Origin of the sequence: Flagellimonas amoyensis (genome assembly GCF_003058265.1) — a bacterium.
Taxonomy (GTDB): domain Bacteria; phylum Bacteroidota; class Bacteroidia; order Flavobacteriales; family Flavobacteriaceae; genus Flagellimonas; species Flagellimonas amoyensis.
The window spans coordinates 275,226-299,467 of the sequence record NZ_QBUK01000003.1 but is presented as its reverse complement, the minus strand read 5'-3'; the positions used below and the strand labels follow the sequence as shown (position 1 = coordinate 299,467).

Annotated in this window: 24 protein-coding genes and 1 other RNA gene; 17 read left to right on the top strand and 8 right to left on the bottom strand. The window is 46.5% G+C overall.

From position 1 onward, the window contains the following. The first annotated feature begins 20 nt into the window (after positions 1-20). From DB398_RS06110 to DB398_RS06080, 7 genes are all read left to right on the top strand, one after another. Positions 21-1,724, top strand: coding sequence for an OstA-like protein (locus DB398_RS06110; protein ID WP_108423509.1), 1,704 nt, complete (start codon positions 21-23; stop codon positions 1,722-1,724). Continuing rightward, on the top strand, positions 1,724-2,920 hold the full coding sequence (locus tag DB398_RS06105) for an aspartate aminotransferase family protein (protein WP_108423508.1): 1,197 nt from the start codon (positions 1,724-1,726) through the stop codon (positions 2,918-2,920). Before DB398_RS06110 ends, DB398_RS06105 begins: the two co-directional genes overlap by 1 nt. Before the next feature lie 86 nt (positions 2,921-3,006). Next, on the top strand, positions 3,007-4,407 hold the full coding sequence (locus DB398_RS06100) for a tetratricopeptide repeat protein (RefSeq protein WP_108423507.1): 1,401 nt from the start codon (positions 3,007-3,009) through the stop codon (positions 4,405-4,407). A gap of 25 nt (positions 4,408-4,432) precedes the next feature. Beyond that, a complete protein-coding gene (locus DB398_RS06095; RefSeq protein WP_108423506.1) occupies positions 4,433-5,350 on the top strand; it encodes a polyprenyl-phosphate transporter in 918 nt (305 codons plus the stop codon). 19 nt (positions 5,351-5,369) lie between these two features. Next, on the top strand, positions 5,370-6,407 hold the full coding sequence (locus DB398_RS06090) for a DUF368 domain-containing protein (protein WP_108423505.1): 1,038 nt from the start codon (positions 5,370-5,372) through the stop codon (positions 6,405-6,407). Continuing rightward, a complete protein-coding gene (locus tag DB398_RS06085; RefSeq protein WP_234416090.1) occupies positions 6,376-7,113 on the top strand; it encodes a shikimate dehydrogenase family protein in 738 nt (245 codons plus the stop codon). The genes DB398_RS06090 and DB398_RS06085 overlap by 32 nt, the downstream gene beginning before the upstream one ends. 143 nt (positions 7,114-7,256) lie before the next feature. Continuing rightward, the gene (locus DB398_RS06080) at positions 7,257-9,296 is read left to right on the top strand and encodes a DUF349 domain-containing protein (protein WP_108423503.1); all 2,040 of its coding nucleotides are present in this window, start codon (positions 7,257-7,259) and stop codon (positions 9,294-9,296) included. Positions 9,297-9,338: 42 nt separating this feature from the next. Here the strand turns inward: DB398_RS06080 and DB398_RS06075 are convergent, their stop codons facing one another. Next, a complete protein-coding gene (locus tag DB398_RS06075; protein WP_108423502.1) occupies positions 9,339-9,758 on the bottom strand; it encodes a CBS domain-containing protein in 420 nt (139 codons plus the stop codon). Between the two features lie 224 nt (positions 9,759-9,982). On the opposite strand from DB398_RS06075, the gene DB398_RS06065 reads away from it, so the two are divergent. Beyond that, the gene (locus tag DB398_RS06065) at positions 9,983-11,242 is read left to right on the top strand and encodes a DUF7477 domain-containing protein (RefSeq protein ID WP_108423500.1); all 1,260 of its coding nucleotides are present in this window, start codon (positions 9,983-9,985) and stop codon (positions 11,240-11,242) included. A gap of 12 nt (positions 11,243-11,254) precedes the next feature. On the opposite strand, the gene rny is transcribed toward DB398_RS06065, so the two are convergent. The 4 genes from rny to DB398_RS06045 form a co-directional block, all read right to left on the bottom strand. After that, the gene (gene rny / locus DB398_RS06060) at positions 11,255-12,826 is read right to left on the bottom strand and encodes a ribonuclease Y (protein ID WP_108423499.1); all 1,572 of its coding nucleotides are present in this window, start codon (positions 12,824-12,826) and stop codon (positions 11,255-11,257) included. Between the two features lie 51 nt (positions 12,827-12,877). Next, a non-coding RNA gene (ssrS, locus tag DB398_RS06055) (6S RNA) lies at positions 12,878-12,984 on the bottom strand. A 55-nt stretch (positions 12,985-13,039) separates the two neighbouring features. Then, on the bottom strand, positions 13,040-13,333 hold the full coding sequence (locus DB398_RS06050) for a cell division protein ZapA (RefSeq protein ID WP_108423593.1): 294 nt from the start codon (positions 13,331-13,333) through the stop codon (positions 13,040-13,042). A gap of 14 nt (positions 13,334-13,347) precedes the next feature. Beyond that, positions 13,348-13,638: a hypothetical protein gene (locus DB398_RS06045; protein ID WP_108423498.1), complete on the bottom strand. Its 291-nt coding sequence runs from the start codon at positions 13,636-13,638 to the stop codon at positions 13,348-13,350. 168 nt (positions 13,639-13,806) lie between these two features. On the opposite strand from DB398_RS06045, the gene DB398_RS06040 reads away from it, so the two are divergent. Beyond that, positions 13,807-15,498, top strand: coding sequence for a M23 family metallopeptidase (locus DB398_RS06040; RefSeq protein WP_108423497.1), 1,692 nt, complete (start codon positions 13,807-13,809; stop codon positions 15,496-15,498). A 138-nt stretch (positions 15,499-15,636) separates the two neighbouring features. Then, positions 15,637-16,284, top strand: coding sequence for a hypothetical protein (locus DB398_RS06035; RefSeq protein WP_108423592.1), 648 nt, complete (start codon positions 15,637-15,639; stop codon positions 16,282-16,284). A gap of 8 nt (positions 16,285-16,292) precedes the next feature. On the opposite strand, the gene DB398_RS06030 is transcribed toward DB398_RS06035, so the two are convergent. Beyond that, positions 16,293-17,441, bottom strand: coding sequence for a cysteine desulfurase family protein (locus tag DB398_RS06030; protein ID WP_108423496.1), 1,149 nt, complete (start codon positions 17,439-17,441; stop codon positions 16,293-16,295). A gap of 109 nt (positions 17,442-17,550) precedes the next feature. Here DB398_RS06030 and DB398_RS06025 point away from each other — a divergent pair, with 109 nt between their 5' ends. Further along, positions 17,551-18,072, top strand: coding sequence for a hypothetical protein (locus DB398_RS06025; protein WP_108423495.1), 522 nt, complete (start codon positions 17,551-17,553; stop codon positions 18,070-18,072). Here DB398_RS06025 and DB398_RS06020 read toward each other — a convergent pair. Then, on the bottom strand, positions 18,069-18,611 hold the full coding sequence (locus DB398_RS06020) for a Smr/MutS family protein (RefSeq protein WP_108423494.1): 543 nt from the start codon (positions 18,609-18,611) through the stop codon (positions 18,069-18,071). The genes DB398_RS06025 and DB398_RS06020 overlap by 4 nt on opposite strands. Before the next feature lie 80 nt (positions 18,612-18,691). Here DB398_RS06020 and DB398_RS06015 point away from each other — a divergent pair, with 80 nt between their 5' ends. Genes DB398_RS06015 through DB398_RS06005 form a run of 3 tightly spaced genes read left to right on the top strand, consistent with a single transcriptional unit; the run spans position 18,692 to position 19,676 of the window. After that, on the top strand, positions 18,692-19,012 hold the full coding sequence (locus DB398_RS06015; protein ID WP_234416089.1) for a DUF2752 domain-containing protein: 321 nt from the start codon (positions 18,692-18,694) through the stop codon (positions 19,010-19,012). Positions 19,013-19,025: 13 nt separating this feature from the next. Then, entirely contained in the window at positions 19,026-19,355 is a 330-nt protein-coding gene (locus tag DB398_RS06010) for a CCC motif membrane protein (protein ID WP_108423493.1), read from the top strand. Positions 19,356-19,358: 3 nt separating this feature from the next. Continuing rightward, entirely contained in the window at positions 19,359-19,676 is a 318-nt protein-coding gene (locus tag DB398_RS06005; protein WP_108423492.1) for a CCC motif membrane protein, read from the top strand. Here DB398_RS06005 and recQ read toward each other — a convergent pair. Further along, positions 19,673-21,874 carry a DNA helicase RecQ gene (gene recQ / locus DB398_RS06000; protein WP_108423491.1) on the bottom strand — a complete coding sequence of 734 codons (2,202 nt, stop codon included), beginning with the start codon at positions 21,872-21,874 and terminating at the stop codon, positions 19,673-19,675. The two genes, DB398_RS06005 and recQ, sit on opposite strands and share 4 nt — an antisense overlap. 185 nt (positions 21,875-22,059) lie before the next feature. Between recQ and DB398_RS05995 the strand changes: the two genes are divergently transcribed. The 3 genes from DB398_RS05995 to DB398_RS05985 are packed head-to-tail and all read left to right on the top strand — an operon-like array spanning position 22,060 to position 24,207. Beyond that, complete coding sequence (locus DB398_RS05995) at positions 22,060-23,025, top strand: KpsF/GutQ family sugar-phosphate isomerase (RefSeq protein ID WP_108423490.1); 966 nt, start codon at positions 22,060-22,062, stop codon at positions 23,023-23,025. Then, complete coding sequence (gene tatC, locus DB398_RS05990; RefSeq protein ID WP_108423489.1) at positions 23,025-23,867, top strand: twin-arginine translocase subunit TatC; 843 nt, start codon at positions 23,025-23,027, stop codon at positions 23,865-23,867. The genes DB398_RS05995 and tatC overlap by 1 nt, the downstream gene beginning before the upstream one ends. Beyond that, positions 23,857-24,207: a carboxymuconolactone decarboxylase family protein gene (locus DB398_RS05985; RefSeq protein WP_108423488.1), complete on the top strand. Its 351-nt coding sequence runs from the start codon at positions 23,857-23,859 to the stop codon at positions 24,205-24,207. The genes tatC and DB398_RS05985 overlap by 11 nt, the downstream gene beginning before the upstream one ends. Positions 24,208-24,242: the final 35 nt, after the last annotated feature.

Genomic DNA, 24,242 nt, shown 5'->3' with positions numbered 1-24,242 from the left:
CTACTTTTGGGCAAAATTCCATGGATTTGAAAAGAATTTCTTTTTTCATTCTATTGCTTTGTTTTATGGGGGCCACTGCCCAACAGAACGGTCAGAAACCCCAGGACAAGCAAATCAACATTGTCTATGGAGGCACTTTCACCAAGGACGAGGCCCAGTTTCCCGGTGGATCCATATTCAGCAAGGACGATGAAAGACAGGTACAGTTTGAACACCAAGGTGCAGACCTTTGGTGCGATATCGCCATTTTCTATACGGAAGAAAACCGCCTGAAGGCCATTGGGAACATCCGTTTGCAACAAGGGGATTCCATTGAGATGAACAGTGGCAAAATGGATTATGACGGCAACACCAAACTGGCCAAGGCCTGGGAAAGTGTGGACCTCACGAACGGACAGATGACCCTCACCACGGACACCCTTTATTTTGAACGTGAAAAGCAGTTGGCCTATTACAATTCCGGCGGTAAGGTGGTGGATTCCGCCAATGTGCTGACCAGCAAGGTGGGCACCTATTTCATGACCCCAAAAAAGTACCAGTTCCAAAGGAACGTGCACATAGACAACCCCGAGTACATCATCGATTCGGAACAGTTGGATTACTACACGACCTCCAAAAATGCTTATATGTACGGCCCCTCCACCATTACCGGGGAAGAATACAAAATCTATTGTGAACGAGGGTTTTACGATACCAAAATCGAACGGGGATATGGCATAAAGAACACAAGGATCGATTACGACAACAAGATCATAGAGGGCGATAGCCTCTATTTTGACAAGGTCAGTGAGTTTGCCTCCGCCACCAACAACATCAAGATTACCGACACCATCAACAACGGGGTGATCAAGGCACACTATGCCGAAGTCTACAAGGCACTGGATTCGGTTTTTGCGACCAAACGGGCCGTGTCCATCAGTCTGGTGGAAAACGATTCCCTCTACATGCACGGCGACACCCTTATGGTGACCGGAAAACCCGAAAAAAGGATACTTAGGGCTTTTAGAAATGCCAAATTCTACAAAACGGACCTGAGTGGCAAATCTGATTCCATCCATTTTGATGAGGCTACCGGAATCACCCAATTGATCAAAGATCCCATTATGTGGAATGTGGACAATCAGATTACGGGAGATAGCATCCATCTGATCTCTGATATGGAAACCGAAAAACTGGATTCCCTCAAAGTCATCGAAAATGCCTTCATCATTTCCTTGGACACCATTAGCGGAACCGGGTACAATCAGGCCAAAGGAAAGAATCTCTATGGAAAATTCATCGACAATGAACTGAAGATCATAGATCTGGTCGCCAATACCGAGGTCATTTATTACATGTACAATGACGATGAGGAACTTATTGGCATTGACAAGACCATTTGCAGCAAGATCCGGTTGATCATGGCCAATAACGATATTGAGGACATTACTTTCTTCGTCAATCCCGATGGGGACATTTTCCCTGAAAAGGACCTTCCCGTGGAGAGTAGGAAATTGAAAGGATTTGTCTGGCGGGGCGATGAACGCATCATGTCCAAGGACGAAATCTTTGATGAGGACGACAATACTATTGAACTGGTAAAAATCCGTGGGATCGATAACCCCATAGACATCGATGCGGAAGAAGAGGAACGTCAAAAAAATGAGAACGACCCCATCAATGCCCCCAACAACAAGGCCACACAGCCCAAAAAGACCCAAGTAAAAAAAGTACAGACCCCCTAATGTACAAAGACGATTTTTTCATCCATCAAGCCCAGACCTCACCACATCCCTTGGGATTGGAGGTTTCCCATGCAAAGGGCAGCTATATCTACGACCAAGAAGGAAAGGCACACTTGGACTTTGTGGCCGGCGTGTCCGCCTGTGGGTTGGGCCATGGACATCCCAGGGTGATTGGGGCCATCAAAGAACAGGTGGAAAAATACATGCATGTGATGGTCTACGGGGAATACGTACAGCGACCAGCGGTGGAATTCACCAAACTCTTGGCCGCGCACCTACCCAAAACTTTGGAGACCACCTATCTGGTCAATTCCGGCACTGAGGCCATGGAAGGAGCCATAAAGCTGGCCAGAAGGCATACCGGAAGATCGCAGATTATTGCGGCCAACCACGCCTACCACGGAAACACCATGGGCAGTTTGAGCCTTATGGGATATGAAGAACGTAAAAGTGCATTCAGGCCGCTGATTCCCGATGTACGCTTCATCAACTTCAATGTTGCGGAAGATTTGGACAAAATCACCGAAAAAACGGCCGCTGTGGTCTTGGAGACCATACAAGGAGGAGCTGGTTTCATCCTTCCGGAAAATAGATACCTGGAAAAAGTAAGAAAACGCTGTGACGAAATGGGCGCTCTGCTCATCCTTGATGAGATCCAACCCGGCTTTGGAAGAACAGGAAAGCTTTTCGCTTTTGAACATTTCAACTGCGTGCCCGATATCCTCGTAATCGGTAAGGGGATGGCCTCTGGCTTGCCCGTAGGTGCCTTTGTGGCCTCAAAAGAGATGATGGCCCAGTTGCAGCACAGCCCAAAATTGGGACATATCACCACCTTTGGTGGAAATCCTGTGATCGCCGCCGCCAGTTTGTCCACTTTGCAGGAACTTACGGAAACGGACCTGATCTCACAGACATTGGAGAAGGAAAACCTGTTCCGAAAACTGTTGGTCCATCCCTTGATCACCGAGGTACGGGGCAAGGGACTGATGCTGGCCGCAATGTTGGAAACCAGGAAAGTGGCCGACTATTTGATATTAGAGGCCGCCAAAAGGGGACTCATTCTTTTTTGGCTGTTGTTCGAAGGAAGGGCGGCAAGAATTTCACCCCCTTTGACCATTTCGATGAAAGAAATTGAGGCCGGTTGCGACTTAATCATTACGATTTTGAACGAGTACAAACCCGACACTGTTAACTAATTTGTTGATAACATACCCGATTTTTGGACCTAAAGAGATAACCAAAGGGTTAATTTTAAGTCCATAGTCAAACCAAAAAAGTTCCTATGGCGTTAGATTCTAACGAATATCCTGACAAATCCATCAGCAAATTCGAGTCAATGCTCAAGACGGACGACGTCTATTTTTTTGACTCTGAGGACTTTGAGGAAATCATTCACCACTACCTCAACAACGGAAAAATCTCCTTAGGGAAGAAAGCCATCCAAATAGGCTTGGAGCAACACCCAAACTCCTTGGAGCTAAAATTGTTGCAGGTCGAGGTATTGGCGTTTGAGGATAAATTCGAGGCCGCTGAAAAATTATTGGACGAAATCCAGGACATAGATGCCCTCAACGAGGAAATCTATATCCAAAGGGCCAATATCCAATCCAAACAGGACAACCACCAAGCTGCGGTAAACTTGTTATTGGACGCCCTGCACCTTACGGACGACACTTTTGACATCCATTCCCTTTTGGGCATGGAATACCTGTTCATGGACGACCATGAACGTGCCAAACTCAATTTCATGAAATGTGTGGAGTATGATGAAAGTGACTATTCATCGCTCTACAATGTCATCTATTGTTTTGAGTTCCTTGAAGATTTTGACGGGGCCGTGCACTACCTGAACGACTATTTGGAACGCAACCCCTATTGCGAAGTGGCCTGGCACCAGTTGGGCAAGATGTACTACGCCATGGAGATGTTCCAAGAAGCCCTGACCGCATTTGATTTTGCCATTATTTCCGATGATTCCTTCATAGGTGCCTATTTTGAAAAAGGCAAGGTGCTCGAAAAGTTGGGAAGGTACAACGAGGCCATAGAAAATTACGAGGCCACCATTTCCATGGAAGACCCTACTTCCCATGCGTTCCTTCGTCTTGGAAAATGTCATGAAAAACTGGGCAACTACGATCTGGCCAAATATTATTACTACCATACGGTACACGAAGACCCTTTGCTGGACAAGGGCTGGTTGGCCATAACGGATTTCCATTTTAGGCAAAAGAACCACGAGAAGGCCCTGTATTACATCAACAAGGCCATCAATATTGATGGGGAGAACCCGCTCTATTGGAAAAAAGCCGCCAAGATCTACTTTGCCCTTGACAATCTGGACGAGGCCGATTTCGCCTACAAACAGACCGTGGACTTGGGAAACTATGAACTGGACACTTGGAAAAATTGGGCAGAGGTCCTGAAAAAAATGGGCGATCTGAATTCCGCGATACAAGTCTTGATCCAAGGGTTGGAATTTTATCCCGACAGCGCCAAGCTCACGTATAAACTGGCCGGAATCTACCTCAAGAACAACGAGGTTTCCGAAGCCAAGAAAACACTGGCAGACGCCATGAAAATGGATTTGGACAAATTGGAACTGTTCGACGGGGAATTTCCAGAGTTCAGCGAAGTGAAATGGGTCAAGGCCTTGGTTTCCAAAATAAAAAAGACCTCGACCTAATCCCCTACCCTTATATCCCAATTACATGAAACCACGCCAATTAGCGGACTATATTATTATTACCCTCAAAGGAATGGCCATGGGTGCCGCAGATGTGGTGCCGGGAGTATCCGGGGGCACCATTGCCTTTATTTCGGGCATCTACGAAGAACTCATTACCTCCATCAACAATATTGATCTGTCCCTTATCACCGTTTTGCGGAAAGAGGGCATCAAGGCTTTTTGGAACAAGATCAACGGTAATTTTTTGCTCGCCCTTTTTGCGGGCATCTTCATCAGTGTACTTTCCTTGGCCAAGTTTCTTAGTTGGCTTTTGGAAAATGAGCCCGTACTGCTGTGGTCTTTCTTCTTCGGGTTGGTAGTGGCCAGTGTATTTTTTGTGGGCAAGGAAATCAAGCAATGGAACTTGGGCACTGTGGTCGTTTTTATTTTGGGTGCTGTGGTCGCCTATTTCATCACCGAACTGCCTGTCAGCGAGAACACGGACAGCCTTCCCTATCTTTTCATGTCGGGGGCCTTGGCCGTATGTGCCATGATCCTTCCGGGAATTTCAGGCGCTTTCATCTTGGTACTGCTGGGTTCCTACAAGACCATTTTGGATGCCGTGCATGAAAGGGACATCAAAATAGTGCTCACCGTTGCCCTTGGGGCCATTGTGGGCCTCTTGAGCTTTGCCCGCCTGCTGAAGTGGATGTTCAACAACTACAAGAACATCACCCTGGCCTTGCTCACCGGTTTCATTTTGGGTTCACTGAACAAGATCTGGCCATGGAAAAAAGTACTCCAGACCCGTACTTTTGGGGATAAGACCATTGTTGTGGACGACGTCAACGTACTGCCCAGCGCATTTGAGGGCGATAATCAATTAATGCTTGCCATAATCTTAGCCATCATAGGTTTTTCGCTTATTTTTATCCTGGAAAGAGCAGCTTCCAAAAAATAGGAAAAACATATTTTGGCCCATGCACCAACCTAGGACGTTTCTGGATAATTTCTTCTTGGTCATCAAGGGCCTCTGCATGGGGGCGGCCAACAAGGTGCCGGGGGTATCCGGCGGCATCGTGGCCTTCGTGGGCGGCTTTTACGAAGAGTTCATCTATTCCCTCCAAAAACTCAATTCCAAGGCCGTAAAATTGCTTTTCAATGGCAGGTTCAAGAGTTTTTACAAATATACCAACGCACAGTTTTTGGCCCTGCTGATCTTTGGGATGCTGGTAAGCTATTTCAGTGTTTCAAGAATTTTGGATTATTTTTTGGACCATAACGAAATCTTTGTGTGGGCCACATTTTTTGGGATGGTCATTGGGTCCATCTACTACATCGGAAAGGATTTTGAGTCCTGGGACCGAAGAACGGTTCCTGCGGGCATCATCGGGCTTCTGATAGGCCTTTCCATCAGTTTTCTTAACCCGGCCAGGGAAAATGACAATCTGATCTTTATCTTCTTTTGTGGGATCATCAGTGTTTCCGGGATGACCCTTCCCGGGCTTTCGGGATCTTTCATCCTGATCCTCTTGGGCAACTATGTATTGCTGCTAGTGGATTCGGTGAATGCCCTTTATGACACGTTTTCAGATATTTTTGCGGGTGATTTCAGTTTTGTGGACAACAGCGAACGCATCCGAACCCTAAAGATTTTGGCCGTGTTCACACTGGGGTCCGCCACGGGACTGGTCACTTTCTCCCATTTGCTCAGCTATGTGCTCAAGCATTACAAGGCCACGACCACTGCCGTGATCTTGGGATTCATCACAGGCTCGCTCGGGGTGCTTTGGCCATGGAAAAGGACCATGTTCAAACTAAACCCCGAAGGAAACCCCTTGTTGGATTCCAATGGGGACAAAATAGTACTCAACTACAAACGCTACCTTCCTGACATGGCACTGGCCGAAACCTGGTGGGCTTTGCTTTTTATAATCCTCGGGATTTTGATATTATTGTTATTGGATTGGTATGGAAAAAACAGAAATGAAAAAAAACAGGTACGGACTTCTCGGTAAGAACATCTCATATTCCTTTTCCAAGGGCTATTTCACCCAAAAGTTCAAGGATTTGGGGATGGAGGACCACAGTTATGAGAACTTTGACCTTCAAAACATCTCCGAACTGGAATCCGTGCTTTCGCAGGACAACCTCAAGGGATTCAACGTAACCATCCCGTATAAAGAAGACGTACTGGCCTACCTGGACCAATTGGACGCGAAGGCGGAAAAAATCGGTGCCGTGAACACCGTCAAGATCACTGAAAATGGACTGAAGGGCTTCAACACTGACGCCCACGGTTTTGAAAAATCGCTCGCACCTTTGCTAAGGCCCCACCATACCAAAGCCCTGATCTTGGGTACGGGTGGCGCTTCCAAAGCGGTCCGTTTTGTACTCGAAGAGATGGGTATTGGCACTACCTACGTTTCCCGGAGCAAAAAGGCGGGACAGTACACCTATGAAGAACTGGACAAAGCGATCATGGAAGAAAATACCTTGATCGTGAACTGCACGCCCTTGGGCACCCACCCCGATATTGATAAAAAACCGGACCTTCCCTATCCATACATTGGAAAGGAACATTTGCTGTACGACCTGATCTACAACCCCGAAAAAACCACTTTTCTTGCCTTGGGAGAAGCCCAAGGAGCAACCATCCAAAATGGGCACGGGATGTTGAAATGGCAAGCCGAAAAGGCTTGGGAAATCTGGAACACGCCTTAAAAAAAGACCCCCAACATAGCTTTCCTGTCGATTCACACAACTTGTGATTGAAGCAAAAGAAGATTCAATACTTTTGCTATTAGTCAATTAAGTTGTTAAATTGGCTATAATTATCATCGATCAACAGCTAAAGCTACTTACTCATGCAGGACAACGAACACAAACTTCAGCAAGCTGAAGGTGGCACAGAGCATACATCGGACAACAGCAAAGCATCTTTGGAAGAAGCCCCCATTTCTGAACCGAACGTGTCCGAGGAAACTGTCTCTGAAAACAAGGAAGAACCCAAGGAGGAGAGCAGTGTCTCCAACGAGGAAGGCACCAAAGATTCCGCCCCAGACGACCATATGGATGAGATTGACGAATCCAATGCGGAGGATGCGGAAGACACCGACAATGAAAAACGCCACTACATCCCGTTCTTGGATTACCACTCCATGCCCATGGAAAACTTGGTGGGCGAGCTCCAAAAACTAGTTCGGAACGAAAAGGTACAGGCCATTGGAAAACATGTCAGTGCCATAAAATATGAGTTTGACCAAAAGTTCCAGGAGTTTTTGGAACACAAGAAAGAAGAGTTTGTGGCCAAAGGAGGCAATGAAATCGATTTCAAGTATAACTCTGTGGCCAAAAGGCAGTTCAATGAGGTATATGCCGATTACCGCGAAAAACGGGACCAGTACTACAAACAACTGGAGCAGAACCTGAAGAACAATCTCCAAAAACGTTTGGAGATCATTGAAGAGCTGAAAGGACTTATCGATGTAGAGGAAGACATCAACACCACCTACAACAATTTCAAAAACCTTCAGGAAAGTTGGAAAAATGCAGGGCCCATTCCCCGCAACAACTATAACGATGTTTGGCGCACCTACCATCACCACATGGAGATCTTCTACGATTTCCTGCACCTGAACCGGGAATTGCGCGACCTGGATTTCAAACACAATCTGGAAGAAAAACAAAAATTGGTGGAGCGAGCCGAAGCTTTGGCCGATGAACCCGACCTGAACAAAGCTTTTAGGGAGCTCCAGACCTTACATAAAATTTGGAAAGAGGACATTGGTCCCGTGGCCAAGGAAAACCGTGAAGAAATCTGGGAAAGGTTCAGCAATGCCACCAAGGCCATGCACCAGCGCAGACAGGATCATTTCCAAGAACAGGAAAAGGTCTATGAAAAAAATCTGGAGAAAAAACAGGAGATTATCGCTGCCATTGCCCAAATTTCAGGAAGTGTGGCCAATAGCCACAGGGCACTTCAACAGCAGATCGGCGAAGTCGAAAAGCTGAGGGATTCCTTCTTCAAGGCCGGCAAAGTGCCGCAAAGGGTAAACGAGGAGACCTGGAGCCATTTCAAGGAAGCGGTCCGTAAATTCAATAGGAACAAGAACGCTTTTTACAAGAACCAGAAAAAAGAACAACAGCACAACCTCGATAGGAAACAGGCCCTTTTGGATTTGGCCATTTCTTTGAAGGACCGGGACGATTGGGAAGAGGTAACCCCCGAAATGAAACGCATCCAAAGTGAATGGAAAAAAATAGGCCATGTTCCCAGAAGGTATTCGGACAAGATCTGGAAAGAGTTCAAAGATGCGTGCAACCATTATTTTGACCGTCTGCACTCGGAAAAGAACGAAGCACAGAAGGACGAGTATGAAAACTTTGAAAAGAAAAACGCCTGTCTGGAACGATTGAAGGAGTTCCAACTGAGCGGGGACAAAAAGAAAGACCTGGCCGAGATCAAGGAGTTCCTTGCCGAATGGAAACAATACGGCCGGATTCCGTACAACAAGAAACACATCAATGGGAAGTTCAACAAGATTGTGGACGCCCTGCTGAAAAAGTTAGGGGTGAGCAGGCAAGAGTCCGAGCTCATCAAATATGGGAACAAGGTACAGGAACTGGCCAAAACGGAGGACGACCGCGCCATTGGCAACGAGCGGGTTTTCATCAAGCGAAAGATAGACGAAAGCAAGTCAGAGATACGCCAGTTGGAGAACAACCTCCAGTTCTTCTCCAACAGTTCCGAGGATAACCCCTTGGTGCAAGAGGTCATCAAAAATATTGACAAACAGAAAGAGGCCCTTCAGACTTGGAAGGAAAAACTCAAAAAGCTGAACATTCTGGAAAACAGGCTCAACAGGGAAGCCGAAGAGGAAGAGAACAGCAATGAAGAAGAATAAAAAAATCGCCCCAATTTTGGGGCGATTGCTTTTGTTGCCAGTTCAATATTGTTCCAACAGATACCTTATCAAATCGGTAGTGGTGACTATACCCACCAACTTTCCGTCATCCACAACAGGAAGGGCATGGAATTCCTTTTGTGATAAGAACTGTGCAACATCCCTAATGGTGGTCTTGGAGGTAACGGTAACCACATCGTGCACCATTACTTGGGGTATGGTGAACATATTGTAGACTATAGTGTCCACATACTCCTCGTGCTCGTCAATGGCATCCGCAAAACTGATGCGGAGCAGGTCCGTATAGCTCAATATTCCAATGATGGCATCGCCTTTTACCACTGGAATGTGTCTGATATGATGCTTCTTGAAAAGTCTCTCGGCAGTGACCAAGTCATCTTTTGGCCCCAATGTGACCAATTTTTTGGTCATAATCTCGGAAACAGGTACGCCATTTTTCATCGTTGTTGAAGTTTATTGTTCCGAGAATAAAGCTAGTGCGATTCCGCTGGGAAAAGTATGATAATTGTCAGTCCTCATCCACGGGAATGCCTCGCTGACATCCAAAAAACAAACATTGGCTATCGCTTTTGAACCGTACACCGCATTTCTTTTGAAGATTCGGAAATAAGGGGGAAATTTCACAAGAAAATAAAACCAATGACCAACCAACACCCCTTTTACCAATGACCAAAAGAATAATTTTCTTGGCCCTCTACCTTTTGATGGGCTTCCAAGCATTTTCACAATCGCCCTATTACGAGACCAGTTGGATCAGCAATAGTGTAAAATATACTGGATTTGCTTTCTTTTACAGTGACACCGAAGCCTTGTTCCGAATAAAATATTTTGCCAATGGCTCGGACAAGGTCGCACAATACAGAGGCACCTTCAAAGAGTTCACCAAGGCAGATGGCACCACGGATTATTATCTGGATGGGGAGAACCCCTTCATCATCAGGGGTCCTGAAAACTCCAGTTACAGTCCGGACAACTTTTATCTGCAAAAAATGGATGATGGCACTTTCAAAGCCTATACCGTGGATGACAATGCATATACTGACGGGGACATCACCCTACACATGAAACCCACCCTCTACTGGATCAACCTGAACATGGAATCGGTCAACAAAAGCTATCTAGACGACTACATGAACGAGGACGAGGACATCTACAAGGCCATACTGTTTGACAATTTTGGCGAGTTGGAACTTCCAATTTACACCAATGCCATAACAGCATTGGCCAATGGACAAGTGGAGGGCGACTCCGTTTGGTCACTAGTAATGAGCGACTTGGGCCTTAGTTCTTATGAAAAACAAAAACTATTTCATTCGAGCAACATGCCCTCCGATTGGATCAAGACCCAATGGGACTTGGGGTATACCATTACCTCTGTGGAGTTTGACAAAGCCAAGAAAACCTATTTATCGGTCATGAGCAAAAATCCCTCTTGGGGCATTCAATCTTGGAAACTATCCGAAACTTTCCCCAAAGATTGGGTCACCGAAAAGTGGAACAACGGCTATCGTATCACTTCCACTACTTATGGTAATGGGGAATGGCTCGTGGTCATGAACCAAAATACGGGGTACGACCAACAACGATGGAAAACCTTTGAATCAGAAATACCCAAAGAGTGGATCGAGCAGAGTTGGAACGAGGGTTATTCCATCACTTCGGCCAGTTATGGGAACGGACTTTGGGCTGTCACCATGACCACAAACTCCAAATTGGGCCTTCAGAGCTGGAAAACGTTGTCTGATTACCCACTCGATTATATCAAGGAAAAATCAAACGAAGGGTATGATATCACGACCATGGCATATGGCAATGGAAAGTGGTTTGTGGTGATGTCCAAAAGGACCATCTACGACTACAACACATCGTACTCCAGTTATGACAACATTCCTATGGAATGGATATTCAAAAATTCCAGGGATTAAGAAGCGAATCGCTTATTTGGCCACGTTCACAGAGCGTGTTTCCCTGATCACGGTCACCTTCACTTGGCCCGGATAGGTCATATCGGTCTGTATCTTCTGGGAAATCTCAAAGGATAGTTCAGCGGCCTTGTCGTCGCTGACCTTTTCACTTTCCACAATGACCCGAAGTTCCCTTCCGGCTTGGATGGCATAGGCTTTTTGTACGCCGTGGAAACCAAAGGCGATGTCCTCCAAGTCTTTCAAACGTTGGATGTAAGAGTCCAACACCTGTCTTCTTGCTCCAGGACGTGCACCGCTGATGGCGTCGCAAACCTGAACGATGGGCGAGATCAACGTGGTCATCTCAATTTCATCGTGGTGGGCACCGATGGCATTGCATACCTCGGCTTTCTCCCCATATTTTTGGGCCCATTGCATGCCCAGAATGGCGTGTGGGGTTTCCACTTCCACCTCGGCCATGGGCACTTTGCCGATATCGTGCAAAAGTCCGGCCCTTTTGGCCAATTTAGGATTAAGTCCCAGTTCTGCGGCCATCACACCACAAAGCTTGGCCACTTCCCTGGAGTGCTGCAACAGGTTCTGCCCGTAGGAAGAACGGTATTTCATACGTCCTACGGCCTTTATCAATTCTGGATGTAGTCCGTGTATGCCCAAATCGATCACGGTACGCTTACCGATCTCGGCTATCTCTTCATTGATTTGTTTTTCGGTCTTCTTCACCACTTCTTCGATGCGGGCAGGGTGAATCCGTCCATCGGTCACCAATCTGTGCAATGAAAGTCGGGCAACTTCCCTTCGCACTGAGTCAAAACAGGAGAGGATGATGGCTTCCGGAGTATCGTCCACAATGATCTCTACCCCAGTGGCCGCCTCGAGGGCACGGATGTTCCTTCCTTCCCTACCAATGATACGTCCCTTGACATCGTCCGACTCCAAATTGAAAACGGAAACACAGTTTTCCACTGCTTCTTCGGTCCCGATGCGCTGTATGGTATTGATGACTATTTTACGGGCCTCTTGCTGTGCGGTGAGCTTGGCTTCTTCCAAAGTGCTCTGCAAATAGGCCATGGCATCCGATTTGGCCGTTTCTTTCAAGGATTCCAACAATTGGCTCTTGGCATCTTCCGCGGACAGCCCGGAAATCACTTCCAACTGCTGCACTTGGCTTTTATGGAGTTTTTCCACCTCGGACTGTTTCTTGTCCAGTATCTCTCCTTTATAGTTGATTTCTTTGATCTGCTCTTGGAGCTGATCGCTCAGTTTTTTGTTCTTGGCCAGTTCACTGCTCACTTGGGATTCCTTGTCCCTGATGCGCTTTTCGGTCTCTGCTATCTTTTTGTCCTTACCGATGATGACCTTTTCGTGTTCAGCCTTCAATTCCAGGAACTTCTCCTTGGCTTGGAATATCTTGTCCTTTTTGATGTTCTCCCCTTCCTTGTTGGCCTCCTTTACGATGTCCGATGCTTCTCTCTTCGCATTGGCTATGGTCTTGGATGCCTTGCCCTTCTCCATCATCTTGGCTATGGCGAACCCTATGCCCAGCCCTACAACAGCTGCTACAACGATCACTATGATATTATCCATGTTTGATTGTGTTTAGTTAAAAAAAAGCCCACATCGGCTGAAGTTTTGTACAAACTCCTAATTACAGGTTTAGGGCTAACAGGCTGATCAAGGATCCCTTGGAGAGGGCATGCTTTTACAACCTAAACTCACCCTTTTTAATTATAATAGCGTTGAGCTTGTCAAAAATTTATTACCAATGTGGGCAGTAACAATAATTTTATTTAAAAGAACTTATTCCCCCAGCTTGGAATGTACCAGTTCATTGAGGGCCTTGAGGCGCTGCATGGCGGCCTCGGCATTTTCTGAACGGTCTATTCCACCTTGCTCAATCTTTGAAGCAAATTGTAAGGCACACATGGCCAGAACATCCTGCTTGTCACGAACCGCGTAGTTCTGCTCAAATTTTTTGGCCAAGGTTTCAATGTTCTTGGCCGCTTTTCGAAGTCCTTCCTCCTGCCTGGGGTCTATCGTCAATGGATATACCCTGTCAGCAATGGAAAGTTTTATTTTGAGCTTCTCTTCCATGGTTTCGTTACAGATCAATCCGAGAGCTTGGCGATGCAAACATCCAATTCGCGGATCAATGTATTTATCTTGAGCTTAGCTTCTGTTTTGCTTGTATTACTACCCAGCATCGTGTTCGCCATTTTTAGGGAATTGTATTTCTCCTCCCATTCAGCCAAAGCGTCCTCTTTGAGTTTGCTTTCCTCTTTTGCAAGTTCCAATTCTTCTTTCAACTTGGTGTTCAACTGGTGCAACAGTTCCATTTTGTGCAGCAGTTTGCTCACCTTGTTCTCCAAAGAATCCACAATCTCAACAAGTTCGCCCATAGATGCAAACAACAATGCGTATTACACAAAGTTAACGATCCTCGGATAACTTCACAATACTTTTCGGTATTTATTCTTTGGGGTGTTCTTGGCGAGGCCAAGGGACCTTAATTCGTTTTTCATAAAACAAAACATTGGTTATTTTCGTATGTAATTACAAAAAACCTTATGCGCCTTTCTTTTTCTGCCCTGCTTTTATTGTTTGCCCCTATCCTGCATGCCCAAGAAAAATACCCCAAGGAAGTTTTCCAATCCCCTTTGGAGATTCCACTGGTACTTGCCGGAACATTCGGGGAGTTGCGTTCCAATCATTTCCATTCCGGTATCGACATAAAGACCCAACAGCGGGAGGGCCTGCCCGTCCTTGCCGTTGCGGATGGAACAGTGACCCGGATCGTGGTCTCGCACTGGGGCTATGGAAAGGCACTTTATGTGGCCCATCCCAATGGGTACACTTCCGTATATGGACACCTGAAAAAGTTTGGACCGGAAATAGAGGAATATGTGAAGAAGGTACAGTATGCCAAGCAATCGTATGAGGTTGAAATTTTTCCTGATTATGGGGAACTCAAGGTATCCCAAGGCACCACCGTGGCCTTTTCCGGAAACACAGGCGGCTCATCCGGCCCCCACCTACACTTTGAAATTCGGAGCAGCGTCAATGAAAAACCCACAAACCCCCTGCTCTATGGCTATGATGTGAGGGATGCCACCGACCCTACCCTCCTCGGACTCTATGCCTACCCTTTGTCCAAGGATGCTTTGATCAACCAAAGTGAGGAGAAAATACAGATCAACTATACCAAACAAGCGGATGGGTCCTTTTTGGCGGAAAAGGTCACAGCTTCGGGCTCCATCGGTTTTGGGATCAACACCTTTGACCGACAGGACATGGCCGCCAACCAGAACGGGGTCTATTCGGTACGACAAACCGTGAATGGCAGGGTGTACTCCGAGTTCGACTTTGAAACTTTTTCTTTTGGGGAGACCCGCTACATCAACACCTTGATCGATTATGCCCATTTCTACAAATTTAGGCAGCGTATCCAAAAATGCTTCAAGGAACCCTTCAACCATTTGAGCATTTACAAATCACTGTACAATAATGGACAGCTTGATCTGGAAGAAGGCATGTCGTACAATGTGGAGTTGCTCATATCGGATATTGCGGGCAACACCACCAAGCTCATCATTCCCGTTGAAGGCAAAAAGGAGATGGCAAAAAAGCTCAAGACCGACAAAACTTCATCCGATTTCATTCTTGCTGACAAACCGAACAATTTTGATCTTGGAGCGGCAAAGGTGTATTTTCCGGCCAACACCTTTTATGATGATTTTTATATCGACCTGAAAAAAGGGGATGATACCGTAGTGATACACGACAACAGTGTGGCAGCGCACCGAAACTTTACCATTAGTTTTGACCCTTCCAAATACCCCCCTTCGGAACGCGACCAAATGTTCATAGCTCACCTGGACGAGAACAGGCGCCCTTCCTACTCCAAGACTTATAAAAGGGACGGCTCCTTTACCACCCGTACGCGTACCTTGGGCACCTACACTCTGGCCAAAGACAGTGTTGCCCCTTCCATAACGCCCAAAAATTTCAAGGAAAGGCAATGGCTGAGCAATTACAGTTACCTGAGCCTGACCATTACGGACGATTTGAGTGGGATAGACACGTATTCAGCCACTTTGAACGGGGAATGGATATTGATGGAATACGAACCCAAGACCAATACCATCACCTACAATTTTGACGATAAGATCCTGAATGCCACAGAGTGCGAGCTAAAAGTCACCGTTACGGACAATGTGGGCAATTCAAGTACCTTTATCAGTACTTTTTTCAGGAAATAGCTTTATTTTTGCCTCCGGAAAACAGCCAGCCAGACGATTTTCATAGGAATACTCCCCATAACTGGGTTGGCCATAATGTTTTTTTGGCAGATTACTTCATTGAAAATCAAGAGCCTGTTCCCGATAAAAGATATGACCATGAAAAAAATCGTCTTCATTTTTGTTCTGTTCACTGCAGCCTTTGCATCGGCCCAAAAGAACATTTATGAGAACACCCGGTTCGATGACCTTACCGAAGACCACGAAATGCTCGCCATTGTTCCCTTCATTGCCCATCTGGAACTGAAGAAGGCCGTGGATAGTGACGAACTGAAGGTTTTGGCCCAAAGGGAGGGCTATGCGGTGCAGAATGCCCTGGAGACCTATTTTGCCAAACGTAAGAAACGGAAAAAGTTCAATGTGGATTTCCAGAACATCCGGAACACGAACGCCATTTTGGCCCAGAACGGTATTGAATACAACAATATAGACACCTTCACCACGCAGGAGCTTTGTGACATATTGAAGGTGGACGGCATCATCAGTGGAAACCTCAACCTGAACATCCTACTTTCTGAGGGTGTTCCCACAGATTTCAGTCTTTTCGATTATTTCAGCGGCGATGCCAATTATGGCAGGATCGGCGTGAAGGTCAGTGACGGGGAAACGGGCAAGCTGCTCTGGAAATACGAAAACGAAATCACGAAAAAAACGGGCAAAAATACCACGGAACTCATCGACAAGATGATGAAAACGGCCTCCCGAAAGTTTCCCTACGACAAGGAAAAGAAAAAGGACAGGGATTGATATTGATATTATCCTTGGGTAAACTCCTTGAGCACCCCAACGGTATAATCCAACTCCTCTTTAGTGTTGTATAGGGAAAACGAAAACCGCAATGATGGTTTTTCCAGTTCCTCATCCGCAAGGATTTCCGTAAGCACGTGCGATCCTTTATCACTTCCCGATTGGCATGCACTTCCTTTGGAACAGGCAATACCTTTCATGTCCAAGTGAAACAGCAGCATCAGACCTTTTTGCTTGTCCAAAGGCAGGCGCACATTGGCAAGGGTGTAGGTACTCTTTTCCATATCACCGGAAAGCCCATTGAAAATGGCCCCAGGAATTTCTTCCTTCACTTTTTCCACAAAATACCTCTTGAGCTCCTTTACGGCCTTGGTCTCTTCCTCCAAATGCTCATATGCTTTCACAAAGGCCTCTTCCAGCCCCACGATATTATGGAAAGGTTCCGTACCGGCCCTGAACCCTCTTTCCTGTGCTCCACCCACGATCATGGGCTTTAAGCCTGAATTTTTTCGGATAAAGGCAAAACCAATTCCCTTGGGACCATGGAACTTGTGGGCAGCGGCCGTCATAAAATCAACCGGGACATATTGCACATCCCATGGATAATGACCAATGGACTGCACGGTATCGGAATGGAAAAGGGCCCCGTTCGCTTTACACAGCTTCCCGACAGCCTCAATATCAATGATGTTCCCGATCTCGTTGTTCACATGCATCAAACTGACCAACTTTTTGGAACCCTCTTTTTGAAGAAGTTGCTCCAAATGGTCCAGTTTTGGATTGCCGACCCCGTCCAGATCCACATACCAGACCGAAATGCCGTATTCCTTTTCCAGCTCTTCCACAGTGTGTAACACGGCATGGTGCTCTATTCTGGAAGTGATGATGGTCTTTACCCCCAAATCCCTAACAGCACAGCGCAGAATCATATTGTCCGCCTCCGTGCCGCCCGAAGTGAAGATGATTTCCGAAGCCTGGGCGTTCAAGGTCTTGGCAATGATCTTTCGGGCCTGTTCCACCATGGTCTTTGCCGATCTTCCAAAGCTATGGGTCGAGGACGGGTTGCCATAATGCACGGCCAGCGCCTCTTGCATCCTTGCAATTACCTCATCCCTTACCTGCGTTGTGGCCGCATTGTCCAGATACACTTTTTGCATGGTCCAGTTGTGATTTTAGAGGGGCAAAAATACGGGAAATAAAGTTAATTTCTTTTAAAGTGACGAGAAGGATTGGGGTATTAAAATGGAATTGCTTTAAATTTGGTGCATGAGAAGATTTTTCCTTTCGATGCTTTGTGCCGGGATGTTTTTTTCCTGTAGCGATGGCGACCTTCAGATTGAGACCATTGATTTTGACAGTGTCTCCTTGCAATACTGCACCACTCCGAGCACAACGACCAAAAACATCCTCTTCAAGATCAATGAGAATGAGGCATTGATATTGGAACTCCAGAGCGGAGTGCTCAACAGGGGCGTTGTGGGCGATACCATTGTCACGGAAAGCAGCGTGCCCACCCAATCACAGATCACCTATCGTATTTTTTCGGATGATGTGGACAAAAATTATTTCTGCGACGACATTCCTACGGCAGATCCTGTCGTGATCGATGAGGTCGAAGCCGAGGACGGAGCAGTATTCATAGAAACCATCATGGATGCGGACAGCACCAACTTTGTCCACACCATAAATTTGAGCGGAATTTCATTTGTGACGGGTAATGGGGAACGCATCACCAACCTGAACATCTCCGAGTTTGGCGAGGTCAGCACCGCCATCCCGACCAACTAAGGATTCTGAAAAATATAGACCTCCGTAGCGCCTAGCCCATATTTTTGGTAATCGGCATCGTAATATTTCACATTTTCATATTTGCTGAAGAGCCAATGCAACTCCTCCTTTAAGATGCCCTCCCCCACACCGTGGATGAACACCACTTTTTGGATGCGCTTTTGCATGGCAAATTCCAACTGCCCTTTGGCCTTTTCCAATTGAAGGTTGAGCATATCAAAATTACTGAGTCCTTTGGTGGATTCCACCAAGTGATGGATATGGAGGTCCACTTCCATTTTGGGAGCCTGTCGTTCCTTCGGTTTTGTACCTGTGGACTTTCTGCGTTTCGGAAGCTCTTTTTCCTGCTTCACCTGGGCCACCTCAAAATTGGAGATGGAAATGTCCCTTCCCGTTTTCACCAGATCTTTTGCAGGATATTGCATGGGAAAACCCTCGTCGGTCAACAAAGTGACCCTATCCCCTTCCACTAGCTGCACCGTGCCCGAAATGGCCTCGTCCAACACCTCCACTTTGTCCCCTATCTTAAAAATGCCCATACTTAAATATCTGTTAAAAAAATGATGGGAAAGATGAATCCCATAAGCAAAAATAATAGTATTTTTCGGCTGTCACAGTTATGATGTACCTACAACCGACCATATTCTCCCTTAGCCTGAAGGACTATATGCTTCCCTGCCTCAACAAAAAGTTGTTAGGGCTGGACTGTCCCGGTTGCGGCATGCAGCGTTCTGTCGACCTATTGCTGCACGGAGAGTTTGCGGCCGCGTTCAAAATGTACCCGGCCGTTTACCCGATCATGCTCCTGCTGCTTTTTTTGATTTCCAACCTGTTTGTGAAATTCAGATTCTCCCATCAAATCCGATTGGCGCTGATGCTGACAATAGCTGGGGTCATAATTGTAAGTTACGTCATCAAAATGAATAAACTGTTTAACTAAAAAACCTAAAATTATGGAACAACAAAAATTACCAAATGCAACACTGATCCTTGTATTTGGCATCATATCGATAGTGACTTGCTGCTGCTATGGTGTCATCGGTCTGATTTTCGGGGTGATCGCCTTGGTCTTGGCCAATAAGGCCATCAAGCTATATGCCGAAAATCCAGAGATCTATGAAGGGATACAAAATGTAAAAACAGGTAGAATACTGGCCATTATTGGGGTCATCCTCAACATATTGGCCCTCGCCTATTTCATCTGGGCCATTTCCTTCTTTGGATGGGACACTTTGCAAGACCCAGAGAGAATGCAAGAAATTTTGGAACAATACCAACAATAACATATGAGCCAACAACCCTTACCTGGGGCAAGTACTGTGCTGACAATGGGAATCATTTCCATTGTTGGCACCTTTTTTTGCTGCGGTCCTTTTGGGGCCATTTTTAGCATCATCGCATTGGTCAAAGCTAAGACTGCAAGTCAGTTATACCATCAAAATCCAGAGAACTATACGGATTACAGCAATGTAAAGACCGGTAAGATCTTGGCCTACATTGGTCTGGCTTTTGCTTTGATTTCCTTGGTGCTGGTCATCATATACTTCGGATTTATCATAGCCATGATAACCGCGGGGTCAAATGATTGGGGTGGCGGATATTAATTCGCCACTTCACTTATAAATTTCAATCGGTACAGCCTGAGTTCCTCATCTTCGTAGTCGCCATCGAACTCTTCAATGGCCTGTGAAATGGAATCGGTAGTGGCTTCCAAGAAGTAGTCATGGATTTCTTCTTGTTGGTCCTCGTCCAGGATTTCATCTATCCAGTAGCCAATATTGAGTTTGGTACCACTGAACACGATCTGCTCCATTTCCTTGATAAGTTCTGAAAGCTCCAACCCCTTGGCAGAGGCAATGTCATCCAAGGGTAATTTCCTGTCAATGCTCTGGATCACATATAATTTCAATCCAGAATTGGCCCCAGTGCTCTTTACCACAAGGTCATCGGGCCTCACAATATCGTTTTCCTCAACGTATTTGTTGATCAGGTCCAAGAAGGGTTGCCCATATTTTTTGGCCTTTCCTTCCCCTACCCCTTGAATATTGAGAAGCTCATCCATGGTGATGGGATATTTGAGCGACATATCTTCCAAGGAAGGGTCTTGAAATACCACAAAGGGAGGCACTTCACGTTTTTGGGCTTCTTTTTTCCGAAGGTCCTTGAGTATTTTCAACAGATTGTCATCGGCCACGGCACCCATGGATTTTGTGGCAGTGGCCACGGCATCCATACTTTCTTCGGTATAGGTATGGTCCTTGGTCATCAAGAAGGATTCCGGTTTTTCCAGAAATTTCTTCCCGGCCTCCGTCAAGTTCAAAATACCATATCGCTCTATCTCCTTCTTAAGAAGACCGGCCACGAGCACCTGTCTCACCAGGGCCATCCAGTAGGCCTTGTCCTTTTCGGACCCTATACCAAAAAAGGGTTTTTCATCGGTCTTGTGCGAAGAGATCATGGCATTGACCTTGCCCACCAAGATCCGAACAATTTCTTTGGCCTTGAACTTTTCGTTGGTATCCCGGACCACACCCAAAAGTTTCACCACTTCGTTTTTGGCCTCTTCCTTGGGTTTCGGGTTTCGGGCATTGTCGTCCATATCGGCACCCTCTCCGTCCACCTCATCGAACTCCTCCCCGAAATAGTGGAGGATGAATTTTCGGCGCGACATGGAAGTTTCGGCATAGGCCACAATTTCCTGGAGCAGGGCACTCCCTATTTCCTGTTCCGCAACGGGTTTCCCGGACATGAACTTTTCGAGTTTTTCCACATCCTTGTAGGCGTAGAAGGCCAAGCAATGGCCCTCGCCTCCATCCCTTCCGGCACGGCCCGTTTCCTGATAGTAGCTTTCGATGCTCTTCGGGATATCGTGATGGATCACGAACCGCACATCGGGCTTATCTATCCCCATCCCGAAGGCTATGGTGGCGACCACCACATCCACTTCTTCCATCAAGAACATGTCCTGGTACTTGGAGCGGGTCTTGGCATCAAAACCAGCATGATAGGGCACCGCACTTATCCCGTTCACTTGCAGCACTTGGGCCAGTTCTTCCACCCGTTTTCTGCTCAAACAGTAGATGATACCCGATTTGCCTTGGTTCTGCTTTACAAAGCGGATGATGTCCGCATCCACATTCTGGGTCTTGGGGCGCACCTCGTAGAACAGGTTGGGCCTGTTGAACGACGCCTTATATACCTTGGCATCGGTCATGCCGAGGTTTTTGATGATGTCTTCCTGCACTTTTGGGGTTGCCGTGGCCGTAAGCCCGATAATGGGGATATTGTCCCCCAATCGATTAATGATTCCCTTCAAGTTCCGGTATTCGGGCCTAAAGTCATGCCCCCACTCCGAGATACAGTGGGCCTCGTCCACCGCCACAAAGGAAAGCGGCACCTTTCGCAAGAATTCCACATTGTCGTCCTTGGTCAAGGATTCGGGTGCCACATATAAAAGTTTGGTGACGCCATTGGCAATGTCCTGCTTCACCTGTTTGATTTCGGTCTTGGTGAGCGAAGAGTTCAGCACATGGGCTATACCGTTCTGTTCGGATATGCCCCTTATGGCATCCACTTGGTTTTTCATCAGCGCGATCAAGGGCGACACCACAATGGCCGTCCCCTCCTTCATGATGGCAGGTAATTGGTAACAGAGTGATTTTCCGCCGCCCGTGGGCATAATCACAAAAGTGTCCTTGTCATCCATAATGTTCTGGATCACATTTTCCTGAAGCCCTTTGAATTTAGAAAAACCAAAATATTTTTTGAGAGAGGAATGCAAATCGGTGTTCATTAAGCTCATTTCCGCATTTTTCTATTTATGACAACCAACCTGAGAGGCTGTAGATTCTTTATTTTTTAATGTCCATCAAAAGTACGAAGTATTCTATCTTCCATTATGGTCTGTAAAAGATAGTTTGATTAGTTTTGTAATCTTAAATATAAGATATTCTTTTAGGAATACAATCAGATAATCCGTTAATTACCTTGAGCGACACACAGTCCATTTTATCCATCGCAAAACGAACACTTGAAATAGAGAGCAAGGCCATTTGGGATTTGATAGGTCAACTTGATGAACAGTTCGCCCAGGCCGTCCAATATATATTGGATTCCCAAGGAAGGGTCGTGGTGTCAGGGGTGGGCAAAAGTGCCATTGTGGCCTCCAAGATCGTGGCCACGCTCAACTCCACCGGAACCCCAGCCATCTTCATGCATGCCGCCGATGCCATCCATGGAGATCTCGGCACCATCCAGAAGGACGATATCGTCATCTGCCTCTCCAAAAGTGGCAACACCACCGAAATCAAAGCTTTGCTTCCCCTCATCAAAAGTGGTGGAAACAAACTTATAGGCATTACGGGCAACATGGATTCCTTTTTGGCCAAACAAGCGGATTTTGTGCTTGGCACCTATGTGGAAAAGGAAGCCTGCCCCAATAATCTGGCCCCTACCACAAGTACATCGGCACAAATGGCGATGGGCGATGCATTGGCCATCTGCCTGTTGGAACTCAGAGGTTTCAGCAGTGCCGACTTTGCAAAATACCACCCTGGGGGCTCATTGGGCAAAAAACTGTATTTGCGCGTAGCGGACATTGTGGTGAACAACCAGAAGCCAGAGGTCGACATCAATTCTAGCGTAAAGGAAGTAATCGTAGAGATTTCCAAAAAGATGCTGGGCGTGACCGCGGTGACCGAAAATGGGAAAGTAGTGGGTATTGTGACCGATGGTGATATCCGAAGAATGCTCAGCAAACATGACAATATCAGTGGACTTACGGCCAAGGACATCATGACCTCCGATCCAAAGTCGGTGAAAGTGGACACCCTTGCGGTAAAGGCACTCAAACTGCTCCAAGAAAAGAACATATCCCAACTGTTGGCCTTTGATGAGGGCAACTACGCCGGAGTGGTCCATATCCATAACCTTATAAACGAGGGAATCCTATAATGGCAAAAAAACAAAAGAAAAGTCCGGATGAAATGTCCTTTTTGGACCATTTGGAAGAATTGCGCTGGCATCTCGTACGCTCAACATTGGCCGTGGTCATCATTGCCTGTGTGGCATTTGTGTTCAAAAGCTTCATCTTTGATGTGATCCTCTTCGGACCCAAGAACATGGATTTCCCTACCTACAGGTTCTTTTGCCAGATTGCCACATACTTTGGGGTAACATCTGAGTTTTGCGGGGACTCCCTACCCATTACCATCCAAAGCCGATTGATGGCCGGACAGTTTTCCGCGCACATCTGGACCTCCATATGGGCCGGGGTCATCCTAGGGTTTCCGTACATTTTATATGAACTCTGGAAATTCATCAGCCCAGGACTGTACGAAAACGAAAGAAAGCATTCCAGGGGTTTTATCTTGACAGCCTCCTTTTTGTTCTTTTTGGGGGTACTCTTCGGATACTACGTGGTGGCACCCCTATCCATCAACTTTTTGGGTACCTATCAGGTCAGTTCGGAGGTGCTCAATCAAATCGATTTGGCATCCTATGTTTCCACGGTAAGGGCATCGGTGATTGCCTGTGGTATCATGTTCGAACTCCCCATTGTCATCTATTTCTTGACCAAAGTAGGATTGGTGACCCCAGAAATCCTTAAAAAATACAGGAAAATGGCCTTGGTCATTGTCCTTATCCTATCTGCCATCATTACCCCCCCAGATGTCACCAGCCAGATTGTGGTTGCCATCCCGGTACTGATTTTATATCAGATAAGCATACACATTTCCAGAATAGTGGTTAAAAGAGAGGCCAAAAAAGAAAAAGCGAAAAAGGATGCCAAATAAAGTAGAGGAATTCAATGCCTATCGTTCCCAAATGAACGAAAAGTTGCTTGCCGACAACAACAAGCTCATCAAACGCATCTTCAACCTGGACACCAATGCCTATATGGCCGGTGCCTTGGACGTGAAGACCAAGGAACTGTTGGGACTGGTCGCATCGGCCGTGCTCCGTTGCGATGATTGTGTGAAGTACCATCTGGAAAGCTCCAAAAAAGCCGGTGCCAACAAAGAAGAGGTGATGGAAACGCTTGGTATTGCCACCTTGGTGGGAGGTACCATTGTGGTGCCCCATTTGCGCCGTGCCTACGAATTTTGGGAAGCCCTGGAGGAGAACGATGCTTAAAAAAATCCAAAAGAGCACCCCTCAGAAAAAGAATA

Bases quoted from the DNA above. Each gene is read 5' to 3' on its own strand.
- DB398_RS06065 (WP_108423500.1), top strand. From the start codon at position 9,983: ATGACCAAAAGAATAATTTTCTTGGCCCTCTACCTTTTGATGGGCTTC.
- DB398_RS06095 (WP_108423506.1), top strand. From the start codon at position 4,433: ATGAAACCACGCCAATTAGCGGACTATATTATTATTACCCTCAAAGGA.
- DB398_RS06030 (WP_108423496.1), bottom strand. From the start codon at position 17,441: ATGCAAAAAGTGTATCTGGACAATGCGGCCACAACGCAGGTAAGGGAT.
- DB398_RS06040 (WP_108423497.1), top strand. From the start codon at position 13,807: ATGCGCCTTTCTTTTTCTGCCCTGCTTTTATTGTTTGCCCCTATCCTG.
- DB398_RS06075 (WP_108423502.1), bottom strand. From the start codon at position 9,758: ATGAAAAATGGCGTACCTGTTTCCGAGATTATGACCAAAAAATTGGTC.
- DB398_RS06100 (WP_108423507.1), top strand. From the start codon at position 3,007: ATGGCGTTAGATTCTAACGAATATCCTGACAAATCCATCAGCAAATTC.
- DB398_RS06035 (WP_108423592.1), top strand. From the start codon at position 15,637: ATGAAAAAAATCGTCTTCATTTTTGTTCTGTTCACTGCAGCCTTTGCA.
- DB398_RS06025 (WP_108423495.1), top strand. From the start codon at position 17,551: ATGAGAAGATTTTTCCTTTCGATGCTTTGTGCCGGGATGTTTTTTTCC.
- DB398_RS06020 (WP_108423494.1), bottom strand. From the start codon at position 18,611: ATGGGCATTTTTAAGATAGGGGACAAAGTGGAGGTGTTGGACGAGGCC.
- DB398_RS06090 (WP_108423505.1), top strand. From the start codon at position 5,370: ATGCACCAACCTAGGACGTTTCTGGATAATTTCTTCTTGGTCATCAAG.
- DB398_RS06105 (WP_108423508.1), top strand. From the start codon at position 1,724: ATGTACAAAGACGATTTTTTCATCCATCAAGCCCAGACCTCACCACAT.
- DB398_RS06045 (WP_108423498.1), bottom strand. From the start codon at position 13,638: ATGGGCGAACTTGTTGAGATTGTGGATTCTTTGGAGAACAAGGTGAGC.
- DB398_RS06080 (WP_108423503.1), top strand. From the start codon at position 7,257: ATGCAGGACAACGAACACAAACTTCAGCAAGCTGAAGGTGGCACAGAG.
- recQ (WP_108423491.1), bottom strand. From the start codon at position 21,874: ATGAGCTTAATGAACACCGATTTGCATTCCTCTCTCAAAAAATATTTT.
- DB398_RS06085 (WP_234416090.1), top strand. From the start codon at position 6,376: ATGAAAAAAAACAGGTACGGACTTCTCGGTAAGAACATCTCATATTCC.
- DB398_RS06005 (WP_108423492.1), top strand. From the start codon at position 19,359: ATGAGCCAACAACCCTTACCTGGGGCAAGTACTGTGCTGACAATGGGA.
- DB398_RS06010 (WP_108423493.1), top strand. From the start codon at position 19,026: ATGGAACAACAAAAATTACCAAATGCAACACTGATCCTTGTATTTGGC.
- DB398_RS06015 (WP_234416089.1), top strand. From the start codon at position 18,692: ATGATGTACCTACAACCGACCATATTCTCCCTTAGCCTGAAGGACTAT.
- DB398_RS06110 (WP_108423509.1), top strand. From the start codon at position 21: ATGGATTTGAAAAGAATTTCTTTTTTCATTCTATTGCTTTGTTTTATG.
- DB398_RS05985 (WP_108423488.1), top strand. From the start codon at position 23,857: ATGCCAAATAAAGTAGAGGAATTCAATGCCTATCGTTCCCAAATGAAC.
- rny (WP_108423499.1), bottom strand. From the start codon at position 12,826: ATGGATAATATCATAGTGATCGTTGTAGCAGCTGTTGTAGGGCTGGGC.
- tatC (WP_108423489.1), top strand. From the start codon at position 23,025: ATGGCAAAAAAACAAAAGAAAAGTCCGGATGAAATGTCCTTTTTGGAC.
- DB398_RS06050 (WP_108423593.1), bottom strand. From the start codon at position 13,333: ATGGAAGAGAAGCTCAAAATAAAACTTTCCATTGCTGACAGGGTATAT.